The organism is Amantichitinum ursilacus (assembly GCF_001294205.1).
In the GTDB taxonomy this organism is placed as follows: domain Bacteria; phylum Pseudomonadota; class Gammaproteobacteria; order Burkholderiales; family Chitinibacteraceae; genus Amantichitinum; species Amantichitinum ursilacus.
In genome coordinates this window covers 154,192-172,765 of record NZ_LAQT01000008.1, presented here as the reverse complement: position 1 = coordinate 172,765, position 18,574 = coordinate 154,192, and the positions used below count along the sequence as shown (strand labels likewise).

26 protein-coding genes are annotated in these 18,574 nt (G+C 58.9%); 15 read left to right on the top strand and 11 right to left on the bottom strand.

The window, feature by feature from the left end; all coding sequences use genetic code 11:
• The first annotated feature begins 36 nt into the window (after positions 1-36).
• The 15 genes from WG78_RS10855 (at position 37) to WG78_RS10785 (ending at position 8,689) form a co-directional block, all read left to right on the top strand.
• Positions 37-231: a hypothetical protein gene (locus WG78_RS10855; protein WP_053937839.1), complete on the top strand. Its 195-nt coding sequence runs from the start codon at positions 37-39 to the stop codon at positions 229-231.
• Complete coding sequence (locus WG78_RS10850) at positions 228-416, top strand: hypothetical protein (protein ID WP_053937838.1); 189 nt, start codon at positions 228-230, stop codon at positions 414-416. Before WG78_RS10855 ends, WG78_RS10850 begins: the two co-directional genes overlap by 4 nt.
• A complete protein-coding gene (locus WG78_RS10845; RefSeq protein ID WP_053937837.1) occupies positions 413-628 on the top strand; it encodes a hypothetical protein in 216 nt (71 codons plus the stop codon). The genes WG78_RS10850 and WG78_RS10845 overlap by 4 nt, the downstream gene beginning before the upstream one ends.
• Entirely contained in the window at positions 618-1,280 is a 663-nt protein-coding gene (locus WG78_RS10840) for a nucleoside/nucleotide kinase family protein (protein WP_053937836.1), read from the top strand. Before WG78_RS10845 ends, WG78_RS10840 begins: the two co-directional genes overlap by 11 nt.
• Positions 1,277-1,906, top strand: a complete 630-nt coding sequence (locus WG78_RS10835; protein ID WP_053937835.1) for a hypothetical protein — start codon at positions 1,277-1,279, stop codon at positions 1,904-1,906. The genes WG78_RS10840 and WG78_RS10835 overlap by 4 nt, the downstream gene beginning before the upstream one ends.
• Positions 1,906-2,622, top strand: coding sequence for a DUF2786 domain-containing protein (locus WG78_RS10830; RefSeq protein ID WP_053937834.1), 717 nt, complete (start codon positions 1,906-1,908; stop codon positions 2,620-2,622). The genes WG78_RS10835 and WG78_RS10830 overlap by 1 nt, the downstream gene beginning before the upstream one ends.
• Entirely contained in the window at positions 2,619-3,767 is a 1,149-nt protein-coding gene (locus tag WG78_RS10825) for a phosphoadenosine phosphosulfate reductase domain-containing protein (RefSeq protein WP_053937833.1), read from the top strand. The genes WG78_RS10830 and WG78_RS10825 overlap by 4 nt, the downstream gene beginning before the upstream one ends.
• The gene (locus tag WG78_RS10820; RefSeq protein ID WP_053937832.1) at positions 3,764-3,946 is read left to right on the top strand and encodes a hypothetical protein; all 183 of its coding nucleotides are present in this window, start codon (positions 3,764-3,766) and stop codon (positions 3,944-3,946) included. The genes WG78_RS10825 and WG78_RS10820 overlap by 4 nt, the downstream gene beginning before the upstream one ends.
• Positions 3,943-4,176 (top strand): excisionase, encoded by a 234-nt coding sequence (locus tag WG78_RS10815; protein WP_053937831.1) that lies wholly within the window; start codon positions 3,943-3,945, stop codon positions 4,174-4,176. Before WG78_RS10820 ends, WG78_RS10815 begins: the two co-directional genes overlap by 4 nt.
• Positions 4,177-5,319, top strand: a complete 1,143-nt coding sequence (locus WG78_RS10810; protein WP_053937830.1) for a tyrosine-type recombinase/integrase — start codon at positions 4,177-4,179, stop codon at positions 5,317-5,319.
• A 353-nt stretch (positions 5,320-5,672) separates the two neighbouring features.
• Positions 5,673-6,104 (top strand): SEL1-like repeat protein, encoded by a 432-nt coding sequence (locus tag WG78_RS10805; RefSeq protein ID WP_053937829.1) that lies wholly within the window; start codon positions 5,673-5,675, stop codon positions 6,102-6,104.
• Between the two features lie 68 nt (positions 6,105-6,172).
• Positions 6,173-6,748 (top strand): ribosome biogenesis factor YjgA, encoded by a 576-nt coding sequence (gene yjgA / locus WG78_RS10800; protein ID WP_053937963.1) that lies wholly within the window; start codon positions 6,173-6,175, stop codon positions 6,746-6,748.
• Between the two features lie 4 nt (positions 6,749-6,752).
• A complete protein-coding gene (locus tag WG78_RS10795) occupies positions 6,753-7,406 on the top strand; it encodes an HAD-IA family hydrolase (RefSeq protein ID WP_053937828.1) in 654 nt (217 codons plus the stop codon).
• Positions 7,407-7,412: 6 nt separating this feature from the next.
• Positions 7,413-8,000: a molybdopterin adenylyltransferase gene (mog, locus tag WG78_RS10790; RefSeq protein ID WP_053937827.1), complete on the top strand. Its 588-nt coding sequence runs from the start codon at positions 7,413-7,415 to the stop codon at positions 7,998-8,000.
• Positions 8,001-8,011: 11 nt separating this feature from the next.
• Positions 8,012-8,689: an alpha/beta hydrolase gene (locus tag WG78_RS10785; protein ID WP_053937826.1), complete on the top strand. Its 678-nt coding sequence runs from the start codon at positions 8,012-8,014 to the stop codon at positions 8,687-8,689.
• Positions 8,690-8,716: 27 nt separating this feature from the next.
• Here the strand turns inward: WG78_RS10785 and WG78_RS10780 are convergent, their stop codons facing one another.
• The 11 genes from WG78_RS10780 to WG78_RS10730 all read right to left on the bottom strand — a co-directional run bounded on the left by WG78_RS10780 (position 8,717) and on the right by WG78_RS10730 (position 18,566).
• Entirely contained in the window at positions 8,717-10,435 is a 1,719-nt protein-coding gene (locus WG78_RS10780; RefSeq protein ID WP_053937825.1) for a cyclic-di-GMP receptor FimW-related protein, read from the bottom strand.
• Between the two features lie 33 nt (positions 10,436-10,468).
• Complete coding sequence (locus tag WG78_RS10775) at positions 10,469-10,837, bottom strand: SpoIIAA family protein (RefSeq protein WP_053937824.1); 369 nt, start codon at positions 10,835-10,837, stop codon at positions 10,469-10,471.
• A 123-nt stretch (positions 10,838-10,960) separates the two neighbouring features.
• Positions 10,961-11,731: a pyridoxine 5'-phosphate synthase gene (locus tag WG78_RS10770; RefSeq protein WP_053937823.1), complete on the bottom strand. Its 771-nt coding sequence runs from the start codon at positions 11,729-11,731 to the stop codon at positions 10,961-10,963.
• A 131-nt stretch (positions 11,732-11,862) separates the two neighbouring features.
• The gene (recO, locus tag WG78_RS10765; RefSeq protein WP_053937822.1) at positions 11,863-12,624 is read right to left on the bottom strand and encodes a DNA repair protein RecO; all 762 of its coding nucleotides are present in this window, start codon (positions 12,622-12,624) and stop codon (positions 11,863-11,865) included.
• 9 nt (positions 12,625-12,633) lie between these two features.
• Positions 12,634-13,581: a GTPase Era gene (gene era / locus WG78_RS10760; protein WP_053937962.1), complete on the bottom strand. Its 948-nt coding sequence runs from the start codon at positions 13,579-13,581 to the stop codon at positions 12,634-12,636.
• 108 nt (positions 13,582-13,689) lie between these two features.
• The gene (rnc, locus tag WG78_RS10755; RefSeq protein WP_083458922.1) at positions 13,690-14,400 is read right to left on the bottom strand and encodes a ribonuclease III; all 711 of its coding nucleotides are present in this window, start codon (positions 14,398-14,400) and stop codon (positions 13,690-13,692) included.
• 2 nt (positions 14,401-14,402) lie between these two features.
• The gene (locus WG78_RS10750) at positions 14,403-14,771 is read right to left on the bottom strand and encodes a DUF4845 domain-containing protein (RefSeq protein WP_053937821.1); all 369 of its coding nucleotides are present in this window, start codon (positions 14,769-14,771) and stop codon (positions 14,403-14,405) included.
• 56 nt (positions 14,772-14,827) lie between these two features.
• Positions 14,828-15,790: a signal peptidase I gene (gene lepB, locus WG78_RS10745; RefSeq protein ID WP_053937820.1), complete on the bottom strand. Its 963-nt coding sequence runs from the start codon at positions 15,788-15,790 to the stop codon at positions 14,828-14,830.
• 63 nt (positions 15,791-15,853) lie between these two features.
• Complete coding sequence (gene lepA / locus WG78_RS10740; protein ID WP_053937819.1) at positions 15,854-17,647, bottom strand: translation elongation factor 4; 1,794 nt, start codon at positions 17,645-17,647, stop codon at positions 15,854-15,856.
• A 166-nt stretch (positions 17,648-17,813) separates the two neighbouring features.
• Positions 17,814-18,071 carry a glutaredoxin family protein gene (locus tag WG78_RS10735; RefSeq protein ID WP_053937818.1) on the bottom strand — a complete coding sequence of 86 codons (258 nt, stop codon included), beginning with the start codon at positions 18,069-18,071 and terminating at the stop codon, positions 17,814-17,816.
• Positions 18,072-18,077: 6 nt separating this feature from the next.
• A complete protein-coding gene (locus tag WG78_RS10730) occupies positions 18,078-18,566 on the bottom strand; it encodes a SoxR reducing system RseC family protein (RefSeq protein WP_053937817.1) in 489 nt (162 codons plus the stop codon).
• Between the last annotated feature and the right edge of the window lie 8 nt (positions 18,567-18,574).

Here is an 18,574-nt window from a genome sequence, read left to right as displayed (position 1 = left end):
TTGCCGCTACCCACGCACTCCCCATCGGAGCAAGTAGTGAAGCATCCCAACTGCGAACACATCTACAACCTGGGCGAAGCGCAACGCCACATCAGCACCGCCACCCAATGCTTGGCACGCGACGACGACGGCTATCTTTTGGGCGTCATTCGCGATCACCTGTCGCAGGCAATCGCCGCGATCCAGAACGTCCGCGATCCAGACATTCAAATCGCGAGAACTGACATATGACCAGCACCCACACGATCCGCGTGTCCCTGCGCAGCGAAGGCGACGGCCTGCTTGATGTGGATTTCGGCAGCTGGAAACAACGCGGCTGGACGATCCACCCCATGGACCGCCACGGCGTGCAGTACGAAGCGCGCAAGACGATCCGACTGCCGCCGCAAGACGATGGCCTGAGGGTCGCAGCATGACGTCGCGCACTCGAATTCTCATCGCGTTCGCGCTGCTCCACCTCATTGCAATGGTGCTCACCTACGTCACCCTGGTATGGGCCGATGTGGCCCTTGGCGGCGTCAGCCAACTCATTTTTTCCCTGTGCGTCTTTGGCCTGATGGTGTGGCTGCTGAATGCACTCTGGAAACCCGTTCTTGATGACATGGAGACCCAATCACATGGCTCTTAACCTGATCGGCCTGACCGGCCCTGCCGGCAGCGGCAAAGATACCGTTGCCGATTTTCTGGTGGCCAAACATGGCTACACCAAGCTGGCCTTTGCCGACAAACTGCGCGCCGAAATTTGCGATGCCTTCGATGTATCGGAGCAAATGCTGCTGGAGCGCGAGACCAAGAGCACGCCGATGCACAGGCTGGCGTTTACCTATTGCCGCGATCGCAGCTTTGTTTTGTGGTACCACGGAATAGACGAAGGCACCTTCGAGCGCCTCGACTACAGCTTGAGCGCCATGGAAACACGCGAGCGCTCGCCCCGTTGGATCATGCAGACATGGGGCGATTACCGCCGCGCCACCAATCCGCACTACTTCATCGACGCGATGCAAGACCGCCTCGATGTGCTGCCCGGCCGCACAGTGGTGATCAGCGATGTGCGCGTCAACCCCGGCGAGCGCGCCAGCCAAGTGAATGCAGAGGCGTTGTTCGTTCATGCAAAAGGTGGCGAGGTCTGGCAGCTCACGCGTCCGGGCCATGGCCACAGTGGTCATACCACCGAGCACGCTTTCGACCGTCGCCACATTGATCGCAATCTCATGAACTACGGCACGCTGCAATCGCTGCAGCGGCAGGTCGAGCTATTTGTCGCAGCGGAGGCCGCATGAAAGAGCGACCGATTCTGTTTTCTGCGCCGATGGTGAGCGCGCTGCTCGATGGCAGAAAAACAATGACCCGTCGAATCATGAAACCTCAGATGTCCTACGAGGACGTGTGCGGCATGTTTGCAGCGTGGTCTTATCCGATCACCGCGACAAAATTCCTGATCTGGCCTAACGCCAAGGACAAGATCATTGAGCTGTGCCCCTATGGTCGGCCGGGCGACCGGCTTTGGGTGCGAGAGACTTGGCGCGGACTAGTGACCATCAATTCTCCCCATGAGCCACGGCAGCTGGGTGTCGCTCGCTATGTGCCCGATCAAAAGCATTGCGTCCGCGTGGAATATCTCGCAACCCGGGATCGTGACAATGACCTCTGGCGCCCCAGCATCCATATGCCCCGCTGGGCCAGTCGCATCCTGCTCGAAATCACCGACGTGCGCGTCGAGCTACTCCAGAGCATGGATCCATCGGACGTGGAGCGCGAGGGCGTCACCCACCCTGATGAGCGCATGACATGCCGGGAGGCAATCGAGCGCTTTACGGCAGCATGGGACGGCATACATGGCCCTGGCTCTTGGGACGAGAACCCTTGGGTCTGGGTTATCGAATTCGTGCGAGTGGAGGCGGAATAATGGACAAGCAAACTGCAATTGCAAAAATCCGCAAATGCATGGCGCTGGCAAAAAGCGCTAATGGCCACGAGGCTGGCGTCGCATTGCGCCAAGCACAAGCGTTAATCGAAAAATTCGGTGTCGATGAGGCCCAGCTTTTAGCCGCCGAAGTCACGCAAACCAGCGCACGTGCGAACGCCCGCAAAACGCCTGCGCGCTGGGAGTCTGGCCTTGCCGACACCGTCGCTGGTGCGTTTGGTTGCGGGGTCATGTTTGTCGCGTGTGCAACAGCAGGCGAATGGCGGTTTATCGGCCCGGCCGTTCAGTCCGAAATCGCTGGCTACGCCCACACGATCCTCAATCGCCGCATCAAGGCGGCCCGTGCCGAATTACTGCGGTCGCCTGCATGCAGGCGATTGCTGGCCAAAACACGTACTGCCCGCGCAGACCTTTTTTGCGAACAGTTCGTTCTCGGCCTGCGTGAACATGTCCGCGAGTTCGCTGGCACAAAAGCCGAGCTGGCCATCGAGGCCTTCATCACGACGAAATACCCCACAGCCGGCACGATGAAGCCGAAGAACCGTAATGCCGCCCGGAAGCTAACTGTTGTTGATTTCGCCGTGGCCACTGATGGCTACACCCAAGGCCGCCTGGTACGCCTCAATCATGCTGTCGGCGCAGCCGCAGAGAAAGCAGCGGCGCTAACGGGCCAGTTGGCGCTGGGGTATCACCTATGAGCATTAAACACGTCATCAGCGTCAGCGCTGGCAAGGACAGCACCGCCACGTTGCAGCTCGCGATCGAGAGGTTTGGCGCTTCCAAAGTCGTTGCGATTTTCTGCGACACCGGCAACGAAGACGAGGCCGTCTTCGCCTACCTGGATTATCTCGAACGGCATTTCGGTATTCGCATTCACCGGCTTCGCGCCGACTTTGCTCCCGAATTCGCGCGCAAACGCGAATTTATTGCCGGCGACCAGCGCACACGTCGAGAGTATGACACCACCCCCGTTTTCGACGCGGAAGGCAACCCAGTACCGAAGCGGGATGGCCGCGGCAACCTGATCATGCGGAAAGCCAATGTGAACAGAGAACAAGTGCTGGTCCCCGTTCAGAAGACAAAAAAAATCGGCGGAGGCCGTCGCGTCCGATGGTCGAACAAGGCGAAACGTCGCGCGTTAGCTGCGTTGCATCCGACGGGAAATCCGTTCCTTGACCTCTGCATGCTAAAGGGCCGCTTTCCTTCTCGGATGGCCCAGTTTTGCACTGAGCGACTGAAGCGAGACCTAGCAGTCGAGTTCCATATGGAGCTCATGGATCAGGGTCATACCGTCGTGTCCTGGCAAGGCGTTCGACGCGACGAGTCAGACGCGCGAGCGAACGTCGCAACTTTGGAACGCGTCGCGCCTAACCTCTACATTTACCGGCCCATTGCCGCGTGGACGGCGCTGGAGGTGTTCGCTTACTGCGCGAAGAAAAGCATTCGCCCCAACCCGCTTTATCTCCAAGGGTTTAATCGTGTGGGCTGCATGCTATGCATCAACGCAGGAAAAGGCGAAATCCGTCGGGCAGCGGCCCGGCTGCCCCACCACACATCGCGCCTGGCCGAATGGGAAACCATCGTTTCAAGCTGCAGCAAACGCGGCTATTCCACGTTCTTTCATAAGACGGACGAAAAAGGCAGCCCCGCCGCCATTTTCTCCAGATCAAAAATCGCGCAGGTCATCGAATGGGCGAAGACCACGCGCGGCGGCCGCCAGTACGACCTGCTCGCTCAAGCCGAGGAAGTGAACAGCTGCTCTTCTTCTTATGGCCTTTGTGACCAAACGAGCGCGACCACTTGGTTCAGCGTGCTTGATGAACTGGAGCGTTTAAAAGCATGAGCAAAACAAAGTCATCAGCGGATCTGGCCACAAGTGACTGGCGGCACAAGACGCTGCAGGCCCGCTCGGCCCGGCCCGCCACACCCACCGAAACTCCTGAACAGCGTGCGCGCCGCTTGGCACGCTGGAACAACGAAGACCGCGCCATTGAGCGCATGCAACGTGAGATTTACCAATGAAAATTACTCTCGCTGAATGGGCTGCACGCAACTTCATGCCCGCACCGTGCCGCCAGACACTGTACAAGTGGCGTAAAGAGGGACGCATTAGCCCTGCACCCCAATTTTGCAATCGAAACTATTGGGTCGATGATAAGGCCCAATTGGTCGGCCTCACTGCAGCCGCGCCCACCCGCAAGCGTCAGCCGAAGAAAACGGCCGCGCCGCGCCTTGTTGAACGGATCGCATAAATGGCCGGTCGGCGACATCGAAGTCGGCGCAACTGGCCGGATCACCTCCTGGCTCGCGAAAAGGCCAAAGGCCTGTACTACTACTGGCGCGATCCTCGCACCGGCAAGGAATACGGCCTTGGCTATGATTTCGCAGACGCGGCGTCACAGGTCCGGGAGGCAAATGCTGTCGCGCTAGCAACCCGAAGCCCAAAAGCATCCCTGGTCGATCGTCTATCCGGCGCGGACGTCCACACCGTCGGTGCCTGGCTGGACCGATTCGATGCCGTACTTACGCGTCGGCCAGGCAAGCGCAATGCTCCACGCAGTTACAACACGCTAAAGACCGACCGATCCCGCCTTAAAGTATTGCGGGAGCATTTCGGCGATACGCTGATCGCCAATGTGACGACCCGCCAATGCAGCGACCTTATTGAGAAGACGCTCGAAGCGGGCAAGCAGCGCCTTGCGCAGTCCATTCGCTCGTTCATGATCGATTGCTTTAATGAAGCAGAAGCGGCCGGGTGGATATCGCTTGGCCAAAACCCCGCGAAAGTGACTCGCGCACCTACTCCGCAGGTGAAGCGCTCGCGCCTGTCTCTTGACCAATATAAAGCGATCCTTGCCTTGGTCGATTCGCCTTGGGCAAAACATGGTATGCAATTAGCGCTACTGACCGGCCAGCGCATTGGCGATATCTGCCAAATGAAGTTCTCCGACATTCGCGAAGGCTACCTGCATATCGTCCAGGACAAAGAAGGGCATCCGATCCGCGTACCGCTGGCAATACGCCTCCCTGCTCTAGACCTTTCGCTAGGGCAAGTAATCGATCAGATCAGAGCACTTGGCTTCGTCGAAGCCACCCATTTAATACACCACGTCTCGGCAAGAACGCTTTCAAAACCGGGCGACCGGGTGCATGAGCACGCGCTTAGCAAAGCCTTCACTCGCGCGGTGCGAAAGCTCGATAACGAAACGGCAATGGCGTTTTGGGAAGGAAAAGACCCGCCTACGTTTCACGAAATTCGCTCACTGGCAAAACGGCTGTACGACGAAATCGGCGTCAATACGATGGACTTGCTCGGCCACAAATCGGAAGAGATGTCGGCCTTATATGGCGACATGCGAGGCGAATGGGTTACGGTAAAACTTCCGGCAGAGTGACACAATCATTGACACAAAAGGTGACCGGCCAATAACGGCGCGGCCTGCAGGTCACTTGCAGATATTGCCGGTGCAAACCATTAATACTGAATAATTTTGTGTCATTGCATCCACGTAATCAGGGTTCTGGCACGGCCGAGATGCGTGCCCGGCCGCTCATGGCACCACAGGCGATGCCCGCTGTCGAGCGGTGCAGCGGCTTGCAGCGCAAATCGGGCGGCGCTGGACTACGCTTTCGCCAGAGCCCCTGCCGCGCCACGTCGAGAATCATCTGATAGCTCAAAACGCGTGCCGGCTGCGATAGTCCCGTGCCGCAGTTCCGACCGCCGGAGTTGCCCGCCCTGGAGCACGACATGACCTTATCCGAACAAGACAAGCTGGACTACAACGCCGCAGTGCGCATGCTGTTGCTGGCGGATTCGGGCGCGCAGCCCATTGAGCAGTTCAAGCAACTGGCCGCCCGGGGCATGGGCAAAGCGGCGTGGAATGTGGCGGTGGCGTATTTGCGGGGGCAGCGGGTGGCGGTCGATGCGGCGATGGGCTCGCGCTATATGCTGGCGGCTGCGCTGGCCGGCGAAGAGCGCGCGTTTTATCCGGTCAGCCGCATGTATATGACCGGCTTGCTGCCCGTGGCAGCGGGGCCGAACGCCCAGTTGCAGCGTTTTGTGGCGGCGCGCTGGTTCTGGCGCGCGCTGGCGCAGGGCGACCCGCGCGCCTGGGCTGATTGCAGTTGTATTCATGCTTCGGTGATGTTCCGCTGCCTTGGTTTTGTGCCCTATCGCTAGGCGGCCCCGGAACGGCGCACGCTTGAGCAGTGTTATCATGCGGCTTTTGCAATATCGGCTTGATGCACATGGCACACAATGAAGCGTTCGACCACGACGATGACGTGGAACTGATCAGTAAATCGCAAGCAAAGCGTGATTCCACCCGCCTGCAAGAACTGGGTGAGCAACTGGTCGCCCTCGATATCAAAGTGGTTTCCACATTGGGCCTGCCCGAGCGGCTGGTCGAGGCCATCCGCGAATGCAAGCGCCTGCGCAGCCACGGTGCGCTATCGCGGCAAAAACAATTTATCGGGAAATTGATGCGTCAGGTGGACCCGGAGCCGATCCAGGCCTTGCTGGACCGCATGGCCGGCACATCCGACGAACACAACGCCTGGCTGCACAAGCTGGAACGCACGCGCGAGCAGATGCTGAGCGACAGCAAGGCCATCGAAGCGTTTGTGGCCGAGCATCCGCAAGCGGACGTGCAGCATCTGCGCCAACTGATCCGCAATGCACTCAAAGAGCGCGAACAGCAAAAGCCGCCCAAGGCGTATCGCGAGCTGTTCCAGTTGCTGAAAGACTATATCCCCGAGCCTGCCCTGCCCCGTGCCGACGGCACCGGCGCGGTTGAGCTTGATGATGACGCCCACGAGGAATGAATCAATGAGCTGGCAAGCACAAGCGCGCGGTTTTCTGTTTGATATGGATGGCACGCTGGTTGACTCGACGCCGCTGATCGAGCGCATCTGGCACGGCTGGGCGGCGCGTCACGCCATCGACCCGGAATATCTGCTGCAGTTTGTGCACGGCCGTCGCGGCGTGGAGACCATCCAGATTGTCGCGCCGCATATGGACGCGCAAGCCGAAGTAACCGCCTTGCTGGCCGAAGAAATGGCCGACATGACCGGCATTACGCAAATCCCCGGCGCGGCTGATTTTGTGCGCCAGTTGCAGCCGCATGAATGGGCAGTGGTTACATCCGCGCCCCGCGATATTGCGCTGGCCAAATTGCGTGTGGCCGGTGTGCCTGCGCCCGAAGTGATTATCGGCGCGGCAGAAGTGAATATTGGCAAGCCGCACCCCGAGGCTTATCAGCGTGGCGCGGCGGCGTTGCGTTTTGCGCCGGAAGACTGCATTGCGTTTGAAGACGCCGATAGCGGCATCCGTTCTGCCCATGCCGCGGGTATGCACGTGGTGGCGATTGCACATGCGGCGGGCGCGGACAAGACCGGCCTGGCGCATCGGCAAATCAATCATTATCACGACCTCAAGCTGACACGCACGGCCGACGGCCTGTTGTTGGCCAGCGCGGAGTAAAGCGCGATGACTTTGCAGATAGGATTGGTGTCGGTGTCTGATCGCGCCAGCCAGGGCGTGTACACCGATCAAGGCATCCCGGCTTTGCGCGAATGGCTGACGTCGGCGCTGACTACGCCATTTGAAATGCACACGCGGCTGATCCCGGATGAGCAAGCGGAAATCGAAAGCACGCTGATTGAGCTGGTGGATACCACCGGCTGCCATCTGGTGCTGACCACGGGCGGCACTGGCCCGGCGCTGCGCGATGTAACGCCGGATGCCACGCTGGCGGTGGCGGATCGCGAGATGCCGGGGTTTGGCGAGCAGATGCGTCAGGTCAGCCTGAAGTTTGTGCCGACGGCGATCCTGTCGCGCCAGGTGGGTGTGATCCGCAAGCAAAGCCTGATTCTTAATCTGCCCGGCCAACCCAAAGCCATCCGCGAAACACTGGAAGGCCTGAAAGACGCCGACGGCAAGACCGTGGTACCCGGCATCTTTGCGGCGGTGCCTTATTGCATCCAGCTGCTGGATGGCCCGTATATCGAAACCGACGCGCAGGTCGTGGCCGCGTTCCGACCCAAATCAGCAATCAAACCCGCGCCTACGGTCTGAGAGAAATCTGCATGAGTGATACTCCCCTGCTTGACGCCATCGAGATTGATACCGGTGCCAACCCCACTGCCGCCGTGATCTGGATGCACGGTCTGGGCGCGGACGGCAGCGATTTTGCCGGCGTCTTGCCGCAGCTGGGTTTGCCGCCCGAACTGGCGGTGCGCTTTGTGTTTCCGCACGCGCCGCATATGCCGATTACCTGCAACAACGGCTACGTGATGCGCGCGTGGTACGACATTCTTTATTTTGACGATATTGATCGGCATGCGGATGAGAACGGGGTACGCCAGTCGATTGCGGCGGTGGCGGCGATGATCGCGCAGCTTAATCGAGATGGCATCGCGACCAAGCGCATCGTGCTGGCCGGATTCTCGCAAGGCGGCGCCATTGCCTATAGCGCCGGCCTGACTTATCCGGACAAGCTGGCGGGAATTGTAGCGCTGTCGACCTACTGGCCTTCCGCCAGCTTGATCAATAACTCAGCCAATAACATCAACCGCGGCACGCCGGTGTTCGCCGCGCACGGTCTGCAAGACCCGGTGGTGCCGTATGTGCTGGGCGACCGTGCCCGCGCGCAAACCGAAGCGCTGGGTAATCCGGTGCAATGGCAGCACTACCCGATGCAGCATTCGGTGTGCGTGCCGGAATTACAGGCCATCGGCGCCTTTTTGCGCAAAGTACTGGCCTGAAAAAAACCCCGCCTGAGCGGGGTTTTTTTATGACGATTGGCTGAGCACCGTAACGGTGACCCAGATCCAGTCCACCCCTTTTTCCAGCTGCGCGCCCAGGCTGACGGTAAAACGCCGATCCCGCGCTTGCACCTGGTAGATACGGCCGGCGGCAAAATCGGCCGAATGCAGCAGCAGTGTATTTACGCTGGTGCCGTCGATCTCGTGCGGTACATATAGCGCCGTGCCCGTGGTTTGCAGCGCGGAGCCATCGATGGCCTCGAAATCCCCGAGCGCCAATGTGGCGTGCTGATGATGCGCGGGCGCGTCGGTGCGCATCTGCACTGCCACCGGCGTGGCCGACAGCACTTGCACGCCGCCATACACTTCAAATTCGTTCAGCCGCGATAGCCGGCGCAATACGCAAACGCGCCAGCTTTCCTCGGGTGCAAACCGCATGCCGACCAGTTCGCCCGGGCGCGCCCATTCGTTATTGGCAATCGGCAGGATGGCGCCGTAACCGCCTTCCGATTCGTTTTCGATATTCCAGCTCTGCCAGTCTTTGGCCACCTGCACCGCGTGCTGCGCGCTTTGCGCTTGCTTGTTGCGCGTGCGCGACGAGACAAAGCCGTACAGGCGCATATCCAGCACTTCGTCGTAATCGACTACTTCTTTGGCCTTGTCAGGTTGGGCGGCGGCGTATTTCTCGTTATCGGCGCGCACATGTTTGAACAACCGGTCCAGCCCATGCACCACGTCCGCGGTCTTGCTGACGTTGTGGCGATGGCTGCGCTGCACCTGCGCATTGCGGATCGACATGCTCCAGTACACCTCCAGGTGCTTGAGCAGTTCGATGCATGCGGCGGAACGGCAATCGGCCTTCATGCCCAGCGATTGCGGCGTGGAGCCCGCTTCCAGCCGGCGCAGCCATTCCTGTACACCGTTGAGCATTTCAAAAATGCCCCAGTAGCGATATGGCTCGCCGTGGGCGTCGTCGCGGACTTTTTCCGGGCCTTGTTTGTCGGTGAGATTGACGCAGTAGTGGTGGCGATCGGGCAAAAAGCGGCGCGAAATCTGGACGTCGTGCGACCACACATCCAGCCAGTCATCCACCCAGTCCATCTGGCGCACCGACAGATTGTTGGCCGAGACGGTGTTTAGCATCAGCAGCTGGATGTATTCATCGGCACACGAAGACACGCGGCCTTCTTTCTGGCCGTACAGCGCAAACGGATTGCTGTCGAAACCTTCGATCTCGGACAAGCGATACAGGCTGTGCGCCTGCGACCAGAGCTTGCCGGGCACCTTGTCAAAGCGAAAGTAGTGCCATTTGGCGATGATGGCCAGGTAGTGCAGGCTGCGCGCGATGGCTTGCGGCAGATAAGGCCGCCACACCATTTTTTCTGGGGTACTGGTTTCCAGCAGCACAAAGCGGCCGTAGGCCTGCACCATCGATTCGGCGAATCCGACGATGTCTTCAAACAGCTTTTGTTCGATGTTTTTGGCCATGCGTGGATTGGCCACATACTGATCGCGAATGGTTTCCAGCGCCGTTTGCGCTTCTTCATCTACCAGCAGCAGCGATTGCAACTGGTCTGGCGCTACCGGGCGCTGCGTCTGCAGAAATTCGCGCACTACCGCGGCGACGCGCTCGCGCTGCGCTTGCGAATCGACTTCTTGCAGCCGGGCGCACCAGGCGGCCGCCGCCTTGGGCGAAGACAGCGGCGATTTGTCGCGGGCAAACAGGTTGTTCAGCAAATCACGCATGCTTGTTGTGCTCTAGTGTATTTATTCTGGTTTTTATGCGGCGGCTACCCCGCCATCACCACGTTCTACCCAGAAACGGGCATCGTCTACGCGGTCAAAGACCTGGATCTGTGCTTCAGAAAACAACTGGTTGAGCCACGCCGTCCACGTTACCCACTGGTCGCTGCTTACGATGGCGACCCGACCAAAATCGGCGCGATGTTTGCGCCCGAACTTCACTTCTTCCACCATGGTGTCGATGGTGTAGCCCGACATTGCGGTCATATCAAACAACAGGTTGGGCTTGCCTTCAAACTGGATGCGATACAGCACGTTTTCTTCAAATTCACGAAAGTCATGCAGCGTGAATTCGGCAAACACACTCACCGCAACATAGTCGGCTTGTTGATCGATCGTAATCATAACGAGCTCCTAGATTATTACAATACCCGACAGCCCCAAACCAGAAGATGCTGGGGAAAGAACTTACGCCACAGTATGGTCGACCAACGGCATGGCCCGCAGCGCAAATATTGGCGCGTCGGGTCAGTGCTCTTCGTCGTCATCCAGCGGCGGGCGGTTTTGCAGCCGTGCCCGCGTCATCGCCATCTTCATTTCGCGCACCGCCGTGGGCAGGCCCGCGATCAAGGCGTGGGATATGATTGCATGGCCGATGTTGAGTTCCTCAACCTGAGGAATCGCCGCAATCGGCTCGACATTGTGATAATTAAGCCCGTGTCCCGCGTTGACCACCAGGCCCAGATTTGCGGCATATTCGGCGGCCACTTTGATGCGCGCGTATTCCAGCTCTTTGCTTTTGCGATCGCGCGCGCGGCTGTAACGCCCGGTATGCAGTTCCACCACCGATACGCCCAGCGCGTGGCACAAGCGGATCTGCTCAAAATCCGGATCAACAAAGATCGAAGTGCGAATATTGGCCGCGTGCAGTTTACGCACGTACTCGCCGATTTCCTGGCGACGACCGCGCACATCCAGACCGCTCCAGATGCCCGCATCGTCCCGCGTTTCGGGCACCAGGCAAACATCGCTGGGGGCCTGGTCGATGGCGAACGCCAGCAATTCGGGGTCGAGGGCAATTTCCAGATTAAGCCGCGTTTGTAGCAAGGCGCGCGTGAGCCGCACGTCTTCGTCGCGGATATTGCCCCTGTCCTTGCGCAGCAACATGGTGATCAGATCGGCCCCCGCTTGTTCGGCCACTTGCGCGGCAAAAACGGGGCTGGGATTGCGTTCATCGCGTGCATTACGCACGGTGGCGACGTGATCGATATTTACGCCAAGCAATAATGCGCCGGCCATGGCGGGGCACTCCTGTTATGTCCGGCAGCGGGTGTGCCGGGGTGGGAATGCCCTAAATATAAGCCACAGCGCGGACCTGCCCAAGCGGTTTATCGGCGCGACGGCTGAGCTGGCGCCACGGGCCGCAACAATCAGAGGCGCTGCAAATCCAGCAATAACTGGCGCGTGTGCAAGGGTTGCTCGCCCAGTACGCTGCCCAATGCTTGCCGCATCAATAACTTGGCCTGGGCCAGCGTGCGCTCGCCCGTGACATTGCCCGCGGCCAGTTCCAGCAAGACTTCACCATCAAAACGCCCCTGCCCCGGCGCGGCGGCAAAGAAACCCTGGCCGCCGACAAACGCATACTGGCGTGCTGGCTGCACGGCCTGGCCGTTTACTTCGTGAGCAAAATCGAGGCCATAACCAAGGCCGGATAACATCGCCAGCTCAAAGCCACGCAGGATGGGCTCGACCTGCACGCCCGCGTCGGTGGGCAACACCGACAATTGGCGCACCGCGTCGTAATACGCGGCAAACAGGTGGGGATGTGGGTCTTCACGCGGCAACAGGCGCATCAACAATTCGTTGATATAAAAGCCGCACAGCAAGGGCGAGCCTACCGGATGAGCCAGTCCGCCCTGCCAGTCCGCCGCATGCAGCGTTTTGACTTCGCCCCCGCCAAACCACGACAGCAGCAAAGGCTGAAACGCCATCAACACGCCCCGCAGCTGCGAGCCTGGCCGCCGCGCGCCGCGCGCCACCACCGTCAGCCGGCCATGGTCGCGGCTGAAGATATCGAGCAGCCGACTGGTTTCGCGATAAGCGTATTGATGCAGGATAAACACCGGCTGCGCGTCAATGCGCGGCTGGCTTTTACCACTGCGGGGGCGCTTGCTGCGCGCGGGCGCGGCCAATGGCGGTCCTTACTCGAAACCGTGCTGACGCAACACGCGCGTGTCGTCGGCCCAACCACTCTTGACCTTGACCCACACTTGCAAGAACACCTTGGCGTCGAACAGCTTTTCCATATCGACGCGGGCATCGGTGCTGATGCGCTTGAGTTTTTCACCGTTCTTGCCGATCAGAATGGCTTTCTGGCCATCGCGATCCACCAGCACGGCGGCATAAATCTTGTACAGCGGACGGCCATCGCGCATGGTTTCTTCGTCAAACTTTTCAATTTCGACGGTCATGGCATACGGCAGCTCGTCGCCCAGCATGCGGAACAGCTTTTCGCGGATGATTTCCGAGGCCAGAAAACGCGAGTTGCGATCGGTGATCTGATCTTCGTCATACAACGGCACCGAAACCGGCAGCAGCGGCGCGACCGCTTCCATCAGCACATCCAGCTTTTGTGCCTTCATCGCCGAAACCGGCACGATGGCGTGGAAATTGAACGCGGCGGAAACCCGTTGCAAAAACGGCAGCAGCACGCCCTTGTCGGCCAGTTCATCAACCTTGTTGACCACCAGCAGTACGGGGCGATTGGTGGGCAGCAGCTTCAACACGGCTTCGTCGGCCGGGCCAAAGTTGAGCGCTTCGATCACAAACAACACCACATCGACATCGGCCAGCGTGGTGGTGACGTTGCGATTCATCGCATCGTTCAGCGCATTTTTATAACGCGTCTGGAAACCGGGGGTATCGACAAATACGTACTGCGCTTTCGGCTCAGTCAGCACGCCGGTCACACGGTGTCGCGTGGTTTGGGCCTTGCGCGAGGTAATGCTGATTTTCTGGCCAATCAGGTGGTTCATCAGCGTGGATTTGCCGACGTTGGGGCGGCCAACGATGGCGACAAAGCCACAGCGGTAATCGGGGGGAAACGCACTCGCTTCTTCGGTGGTTTCAATCAAATCAGAGTCAGCCATATTCGGCTCCATAGGAAGGTCTACGCACGCTACTCAGGCGTGGGTCTACAGGTGTAGAAAAAATGCCGGCGCGCCAGATCGGGCGCACCGGGGTACTGCCGCACCCGGTCAGGTGCGTTTGCCGGCTTTACCCGGGTATTTCTCTTTGAGGATGCCCAAAGCGTCGCCTGCGGCCACTTGCTCGGCGGCACGACGACTGGCACCCAGCGCGCGGGTTTGCACCGCGAGTTCGGGCACATTGCAAGCCACCTCAAACACCAGATTAGGCGATTCACCTTCCTGGCGTACAACCTCGTACAACGGCAGCGCCTTGTGGCGCGCTTGCAGCCATTCCTGCAGTGCCGTCTTGGGGTCTTTAAGGGCCTTGCTGGGGTCGATGGCGGTGATGCGCGGCACAAACAGGCTTTCGACCACGCCTTGGGCGGCTTCAAAGCCACCATCCAGCCAGATCGCGCCAAAAATGGCTTCCAGCGCATCGGCCAGGATCGACGGGCGACGATGGCCACCGCTTTTAAGCTCGCCTTCGCCCAGCGACAGATAATCGCCCAGGTCCAGCGTGCTGGCCACGTCGGCCAACGACTCCTGTCGCACCAGCGAGGCGCGCAGGCGCGACAGCTCGCCTTCGTTCAGCTGCGGAAAATGTACAAACAGCGCACGTCCCACCACCGCGTTGAGAACGGCGTCGCCGACAAATTCGAGCCGTTCGTTATGTGTCGCGGCATAGCTGCGATGAGTAAGCGCCTGACGAATCAGGCGCTGCTCGTTAAAGGTATAACCGAGCACCTTTTGCAGGCGCTCGGGAGGTAAAACAATAGACACGCTTATGGACCTACCTGTGCGCCGCTGTTTTCGTAAATATCGAAATTAAACAGCAGGCTGATATTGGCCACCAAAGGCACGGTGCGCTGATAGCTCACGCTGACATTCATCACGCCACCGGTTTGCTGAATTTGCAGATCAGTCGCCTGAACCGATTCGATATCGTCAATCTGCGCATGGCGCGAGAACGATTTGCGTACTTCCGCCGGCGGCTGGCCAGCGCCTTCCTTGGCGATGGTCTTGATCGTCTTCTTGATGTTGAAGTACTCAACATAAGCCGGGATCACTTTAAAGAACGTCACCGCAACGGCAGCCACAAATACCGCCACGATAATAAAACCAAAAAACGAAAGCCCTTGTTGCTTGCGCATATTTACCCCCTGAAGCGCGCCGGATCATGTTGCCCGGTTCGCGCGGTACATCAATATCAATGTATGACGGTGCCGATACGGCCCAGATCGTGCAGGTTAAACCACACCAGGAAAGCCTTGCCGACCACGTATTTATCCGGCACGAAGCCCCAGTAGCGGCTATCGGCGGAGTGGTCCCGGTTGTCGCCCATCATGAAGAAATAACCATCCGGGACCTTACAACTAAAGCCATCGTCATCATAACGGCAGTTTTCGCGGAACGGAAAGTCGCGCACCTCCGAAAGCATGACGTATGGCGGATTCCCGATGGCTTGCAGCGTGCTGTAGGTGTGCGGGCCTTGCGTTTCGCGGAACTGGTTGTTGCGCTCCAGCCGCTGGCCGTCTTCGACATATTCCAGCTGACCCGCATCCGACGTGGGCACCGCTTTACCGTTGATGGTGAGCTGCTTGTGGCGATACTCAACCGTGTCACCCGGCAAACCAATCACGCGCTTGATAAAGTTGATCGACGGATTTTCGGGATAGTTGAACACCATCACGTCACCGTGTTCCGGATGGCCCACTGGCACCGCCACGTTGTTCAGGATGGGCACGCGCAGACCATACGAAAACTTGTTGACCAGAATAAAGTCGCCCACCACCAGACCCGGGCGCATCGACGACGACGGAATCTGGTACGGCTCCACCACAAACGAGCGCAGCAAGAACACCACCAGAATCACCGGAAAGAAACCACGGCCGTATTCCACCCAGTCGGCCGGTTGTTTGTCGCCGCGCGCTTTGCTGAGCTTGAACTTGTCCAGCGCCCACACCGCACCGGTCAGCGCCACAAAAATCAGCATCGCGCCAGGAATCGAGAACAGCTGCACCAGCAGGATGAACACACCCACAATCGCAAACAGATAACCGTATTGCACCAGCTGCGGCGCTTCCGTGCCGGTGCGCGGCTGCTTGTTGCCAAGCGCGATCATGACGGGGCCAAGCAGCGTGACGATTGCGCCGATCAAATACCAGTTCATCAGAGACCTTGTGGGTGGTTACGCGGGCCGTATCAGCCGGCCCGCAGTGCTAGCTTTTGCTTGTTATTTATCGCTGACTTGCAGAATGGCGAGGAAAGCCTCTTGCGGGATTTCCACGTTGCCCACCTGTTTCATGCGCTTTTTACCGGCTTTTTGTTTCTCAAGCAGCTTTTTCTTCCGCGTGATATCGCCGCCATAACATTTGGCCAGCACGTCTTTACGCATGGCCTTGACGGTTTCACGCGCGATGATGTGGCTGCCGATTGCGGCCTGGATGGCGATATCAAACTGCTGGCGCGGAATCAGTTCGCGCATTTTGGACACCAGTTCGCGCCCGCGATACACGCTCATCGAACGGTGCACGATCAGGCTTAACGCATCGACGCGTTCACTGTTGACCAGCACGTCCAGCTTGACCAGGTCTTCGGCGCGGAATTCCTTGAAGTCATAATCCAGCGACGCGTAACCACGCGATACCGACTTGAGCTTGTCAAAGAAATCCATCACCACTTCGGCCATCGGCAGGTCGTAGGTCAGCAACACCTGGCGACCCATGTATTGCATATTGCGTTGCGCGCCGCGCTTCTGATTACACAGCGTCATGACCGCGCCCACGTAATCCTGCGGCACCAGAATGGTCGAGGTAATGATGGGCTCGCGAATCTCCTCCACCTTGCTGGGGTCGGGCAGACGCGACGGGTTTTCGATTTCGACGACTTCGCCGCCTTTAAGTACCAGCTGATACACCACGGTCGGGGCCGTCGTGATCAGGTCCATATCAAATTCGCGCTCAAGGCGCTCTTGCACAATTTCAAGGTGCAACAGGCCCAGGAAGCCACAACGGAAACCGAAGCCCAGCGCTTGCGAGACTTCAGGCTCGTAATGCAGCGATGCGTCGTTGAGCTTCAGTTTCTCCAGCGAATCGCGCAGCGACTCGTAATCGTGGCTTTCCACCGGATACAGACCGGCAAACACCTGCGATTTCACTTCTTTAAAGCCCGGCAATGCTTCAACGGCGGGGCTCTTGACGGTGGTGATAGTATCGCCGACCTTGGCGCTGGCCAGTTCTTTAATCCCGGCGATCACAAAACCTACTTCGCCAGCGCGCAATACGTCGCGCTGCACCGACTTCGGCGTAAACACGCCAACCTGCTCGCACAGATGCTGCGCTTTGGTCGACATGAACAGAATCTTGTCTTTCGGCGACAACTGACCATCCACCACGCGCACCAGCATGACCACGCCGACGTAGTTATCGAACCACGAATCGACAATCAACGCTTTGAGCGGGCCATCCGGGTTGCCACGCGGTGCGGGAACCTTGCGCACGACTTCTTCGAGGATGTCCTGAATGCCGATGCCGCTTTTGGCCGAAGCGCGGACAGCGTCGATGGCTTCAATGCCGACGATGTCTTCGATTTCCTGGATCACGCGCTCGGGTTCAGCGGCGGGCAAGTCGATCTTGTTAAGCACGGCGACCACTTCCACGCCCTGCTCGATCGCGGTGTAACAGTTAGCGACGGTTTGCGCCTCAACGCCTTGCGAGGCATCCACCACCAGCAGCGCGCCTTCGCACGCGGCCAGCGAACGGCTGACTTCGTAGCTGAAGTCGACGTGGCCCGGGGTATCGATCAGGTTAAGGTTGTAGATCTGGCCATCGAGCGCTTTGTAAGTCAGCGCGGCGGTTTGCGCCTTGATAGTGATGCCGCGTTCTTTTTCGATATCCATCGAGTCGAGCACTTGCTCAGACATCTCGCGCAGCTCAAGGCCGCCGCAAAACTGGATAAAGCGATCCGCCAGGGTAGATTTGCCGTGGTCGATATGCGCGATGATGGAGAAATTACGAATGTGCTTCATCAGGGGGACTGTGTTCCATGCCGAAAGCGGCTGTAAAAAGGGGCACGCCTTGCGTGCCCCAGCAGGTAGACGGCCGGGGTTGTACCCGGGCGTGACCGGTTCGGCCGCGATTTTACCGGAAATCGGCGTGCCTCACAAAACCGCCCCACGGGCGGTGCACCGCAGATCAAGCCTGAACCGACAGAAACATGTCCAGCGCGGACAGATCAAGATGGTAATGACAGATTTCGCGATCATGCAGATCGGTCAGCACGGGCACTAGTTCGCCGTAGCGATCTTCCAGATCGTCATCATCATCGATATCGATAAAGTCGACCTGAAAGCCGCGTTGATGCGATAGCGCGTCCAGTTGTTCGCGCATTTCAGTGCACAGACTGCAATAGATACGGCCATATAGCCGCAAGCGGAGCGGACCGGGATTCATTGTGGATCAGCTCATCCCGCCGGTGGCGGTGGAACGATCACAAAAACGCACTGGCTGCACACCGGGCACCAGTTTTTCGAGCGTTGTTGGTTCGGCCATTTTAGCCAGCTGGCTGCGTTGTTTAAGCAAGGCAAAGCCCAGCACAAACCCGAGCACCGCGCCCAACACTGCACCCAGATCAGGCAGACCAAATGGCTCGATCATATGCCCGACCGCAGCGCCAATCAGCAAAGCAAACAGCGGCACGCCATACGCAGCCAGCGCGCTACGCAGCAACATGCCGTCGGCGACGCCAATGCGCACAAAGTCGCCAGCTTGCGCATCAACGGTGTTGCGCACGCGGAATGCTTCTTGTGCGGTGCCAAACAAACGCGTGATGGCGACTGATTTGCAGCCGGTTTCCGGATCGCAATTGCCGCATGCAGAATGCGGTTTGATCTTGACCCACACATGCTGGCCATCACGGCGCGTTACTTGAGCTTCACTTTCGATCATCGTTTTAT

Bases quoted from the DNA above. Each gene is read 5' to 3' on its own strand.
- era (WP_053937962.1), bottom strand. From the start codon at position 13,581: ATGGCTGACTCTGATTTGATTGAAACCACCGAAGAAGCGAGTGCGTTT.
- WG78_RS10835 (WP_053937835.1), top strand. From the start codon at position 1,277: ATGAAAGAGCGACCGATTCTGTTTTCTGCGCCGATGGTGAGCGCGCTG.
- WG78_RS10795 (WP_053937828.1), top strand. From the start codon at position 6,753: ATGAGCTGGCAAGCACAAGCGCGCGGTTTTCTGTTTGATATGGATGGC.
- WG78_RS10810 (WP_053937830.1), top strand. From the start codon at position 4,177: ATGGCCGGTCGGCGACATCGAAGTCGGCGCAACTGGCCGGATCACCTC.
- yjgA (WP_053937963.1), top strand. From the start codon at position 6,173: ATGGCACACAATGAAGCGTTCGACCACGACGATGACGTGGAACTGATC.
- mog (WP_053937827.1), top strand. From the start codon at position 7,413: ATGACTTTGCAGATAGGATTGGTGTCGGTGTCTGATCGCGCCAGCCAG.
- WG78_RS10840 (WP_053937836.1), top strand. From the start codon at position 618: ATGGCTCTTAACCTGATCGGCCTGACCGGCCCTGCCGGCAGCGGCAAA.
- WG78_RS10775 (WP_053937824.1), bottom strand. From the start codon at position 10,837: ATGATTACGATCGATCAACAAGCCGACTATGTTGCGGTGAGTGTGTTT.
- WG78_RS10730 (WP_053937817.1), bottom strand. From the start codon at position 18,566: ATGATCGAAAGTGAAGCTCAAGTAACGCGCCGTGATGGCCAGCATGTG.
- WG78_RS10770 (WP_053937823.1), bottom strand. From the start codon at position 11,731: ATGGCCGGCGCATTATTGCTTGGCGTAAATATCGATCACGTCGCCACC.
- lepA (WP_053937819.1), bottom strand. From the start codon at position 17,647: ATGAAGCACATTCGTAATTTCTCCATCATCGCGCATATCGACCACGGC.
- WG78_RS10735 (WP_053937818.1), bottom strand. From the start codon at position 18,071: ATGAATCCCGGTCCGCTCCGCTTGCGGCTATATGGCCGTATCTATTGC.
- lepB (WP_053937820.1), bottom strand. From the start codon at position 15,790: ATGAACTGGTATTTGATCGGCGCAATCGTCACGCTGCTTGGCCCCGTC.
- WG78_RS10785 (WP_053937826.1), top strand. From the start codon at position 8,012: ATGAGTGATACTCCCCTGCTTGACGCCATCGAGATTGATACCGGTGCC.
- WG78_RS10850 (WP_053937838.1), top strand. From the start codon at position 228: ATGACCAGCACCCACACGATCCGCGTGTCCCTGCGCAGCGAAGGCGAC.
- WG78_RS10805 (WP_053937829.1), top strand. From the start codon at position 5,673: ATGACCTTATCCGAACAAGACAAGCTGGACTACAACGCCGCAGTGCGC.
- WG78_RS10780 (WP_053937825.1), bottom strand. From the start codon at position 10,435: ATGCGTGATTTGCTGAACAACCTGTTTGCCCGCGACAAATCGCCGCTG.
- WG78_RS10830 (WP_053937834.1), top strand. From the start codon at position 1,906: ATGGACAAGCAAACTGCAATTGCAAAAATCCGCAAATGCATGGCGCTG.
- WG78_RS10815 (WP_053937831.1), top strand. From the start codon at position 3,943: ATGAAAATTACTCTCGCTGAATGGGCTGCACGCAACTTCATGCCCGCA.
- WG78_RS10825 (WP_053937833.1), top strand. From the start codon at position 2,619: ATGAGCATTAAACACGTCATCAGCGTCAGCGCTGGCAAGGACAGCACC.
- WG78_RS10750 (WP_053937821.1), bottom strand. From the start codon at position 14,771: ATGCGCAAGCAACAAGGGCTTTCGTTTTTTGGTTTTATTATCGTGGCG.
- WG78_RS10845 (WP_053937837.1), top strand. From the start codon at position 413: ATGACGTCGCGCACTCGAATTCTCATCGCGTTCGCGCTGCTCCACCTC.
- WG78_RS10820 (WP_053937832.1), top strand. From the start codon at position 3,764: ATGAGCAAAACAAAGTCATCAGCGGATCTGGCCACAAGTGACTGGCGG.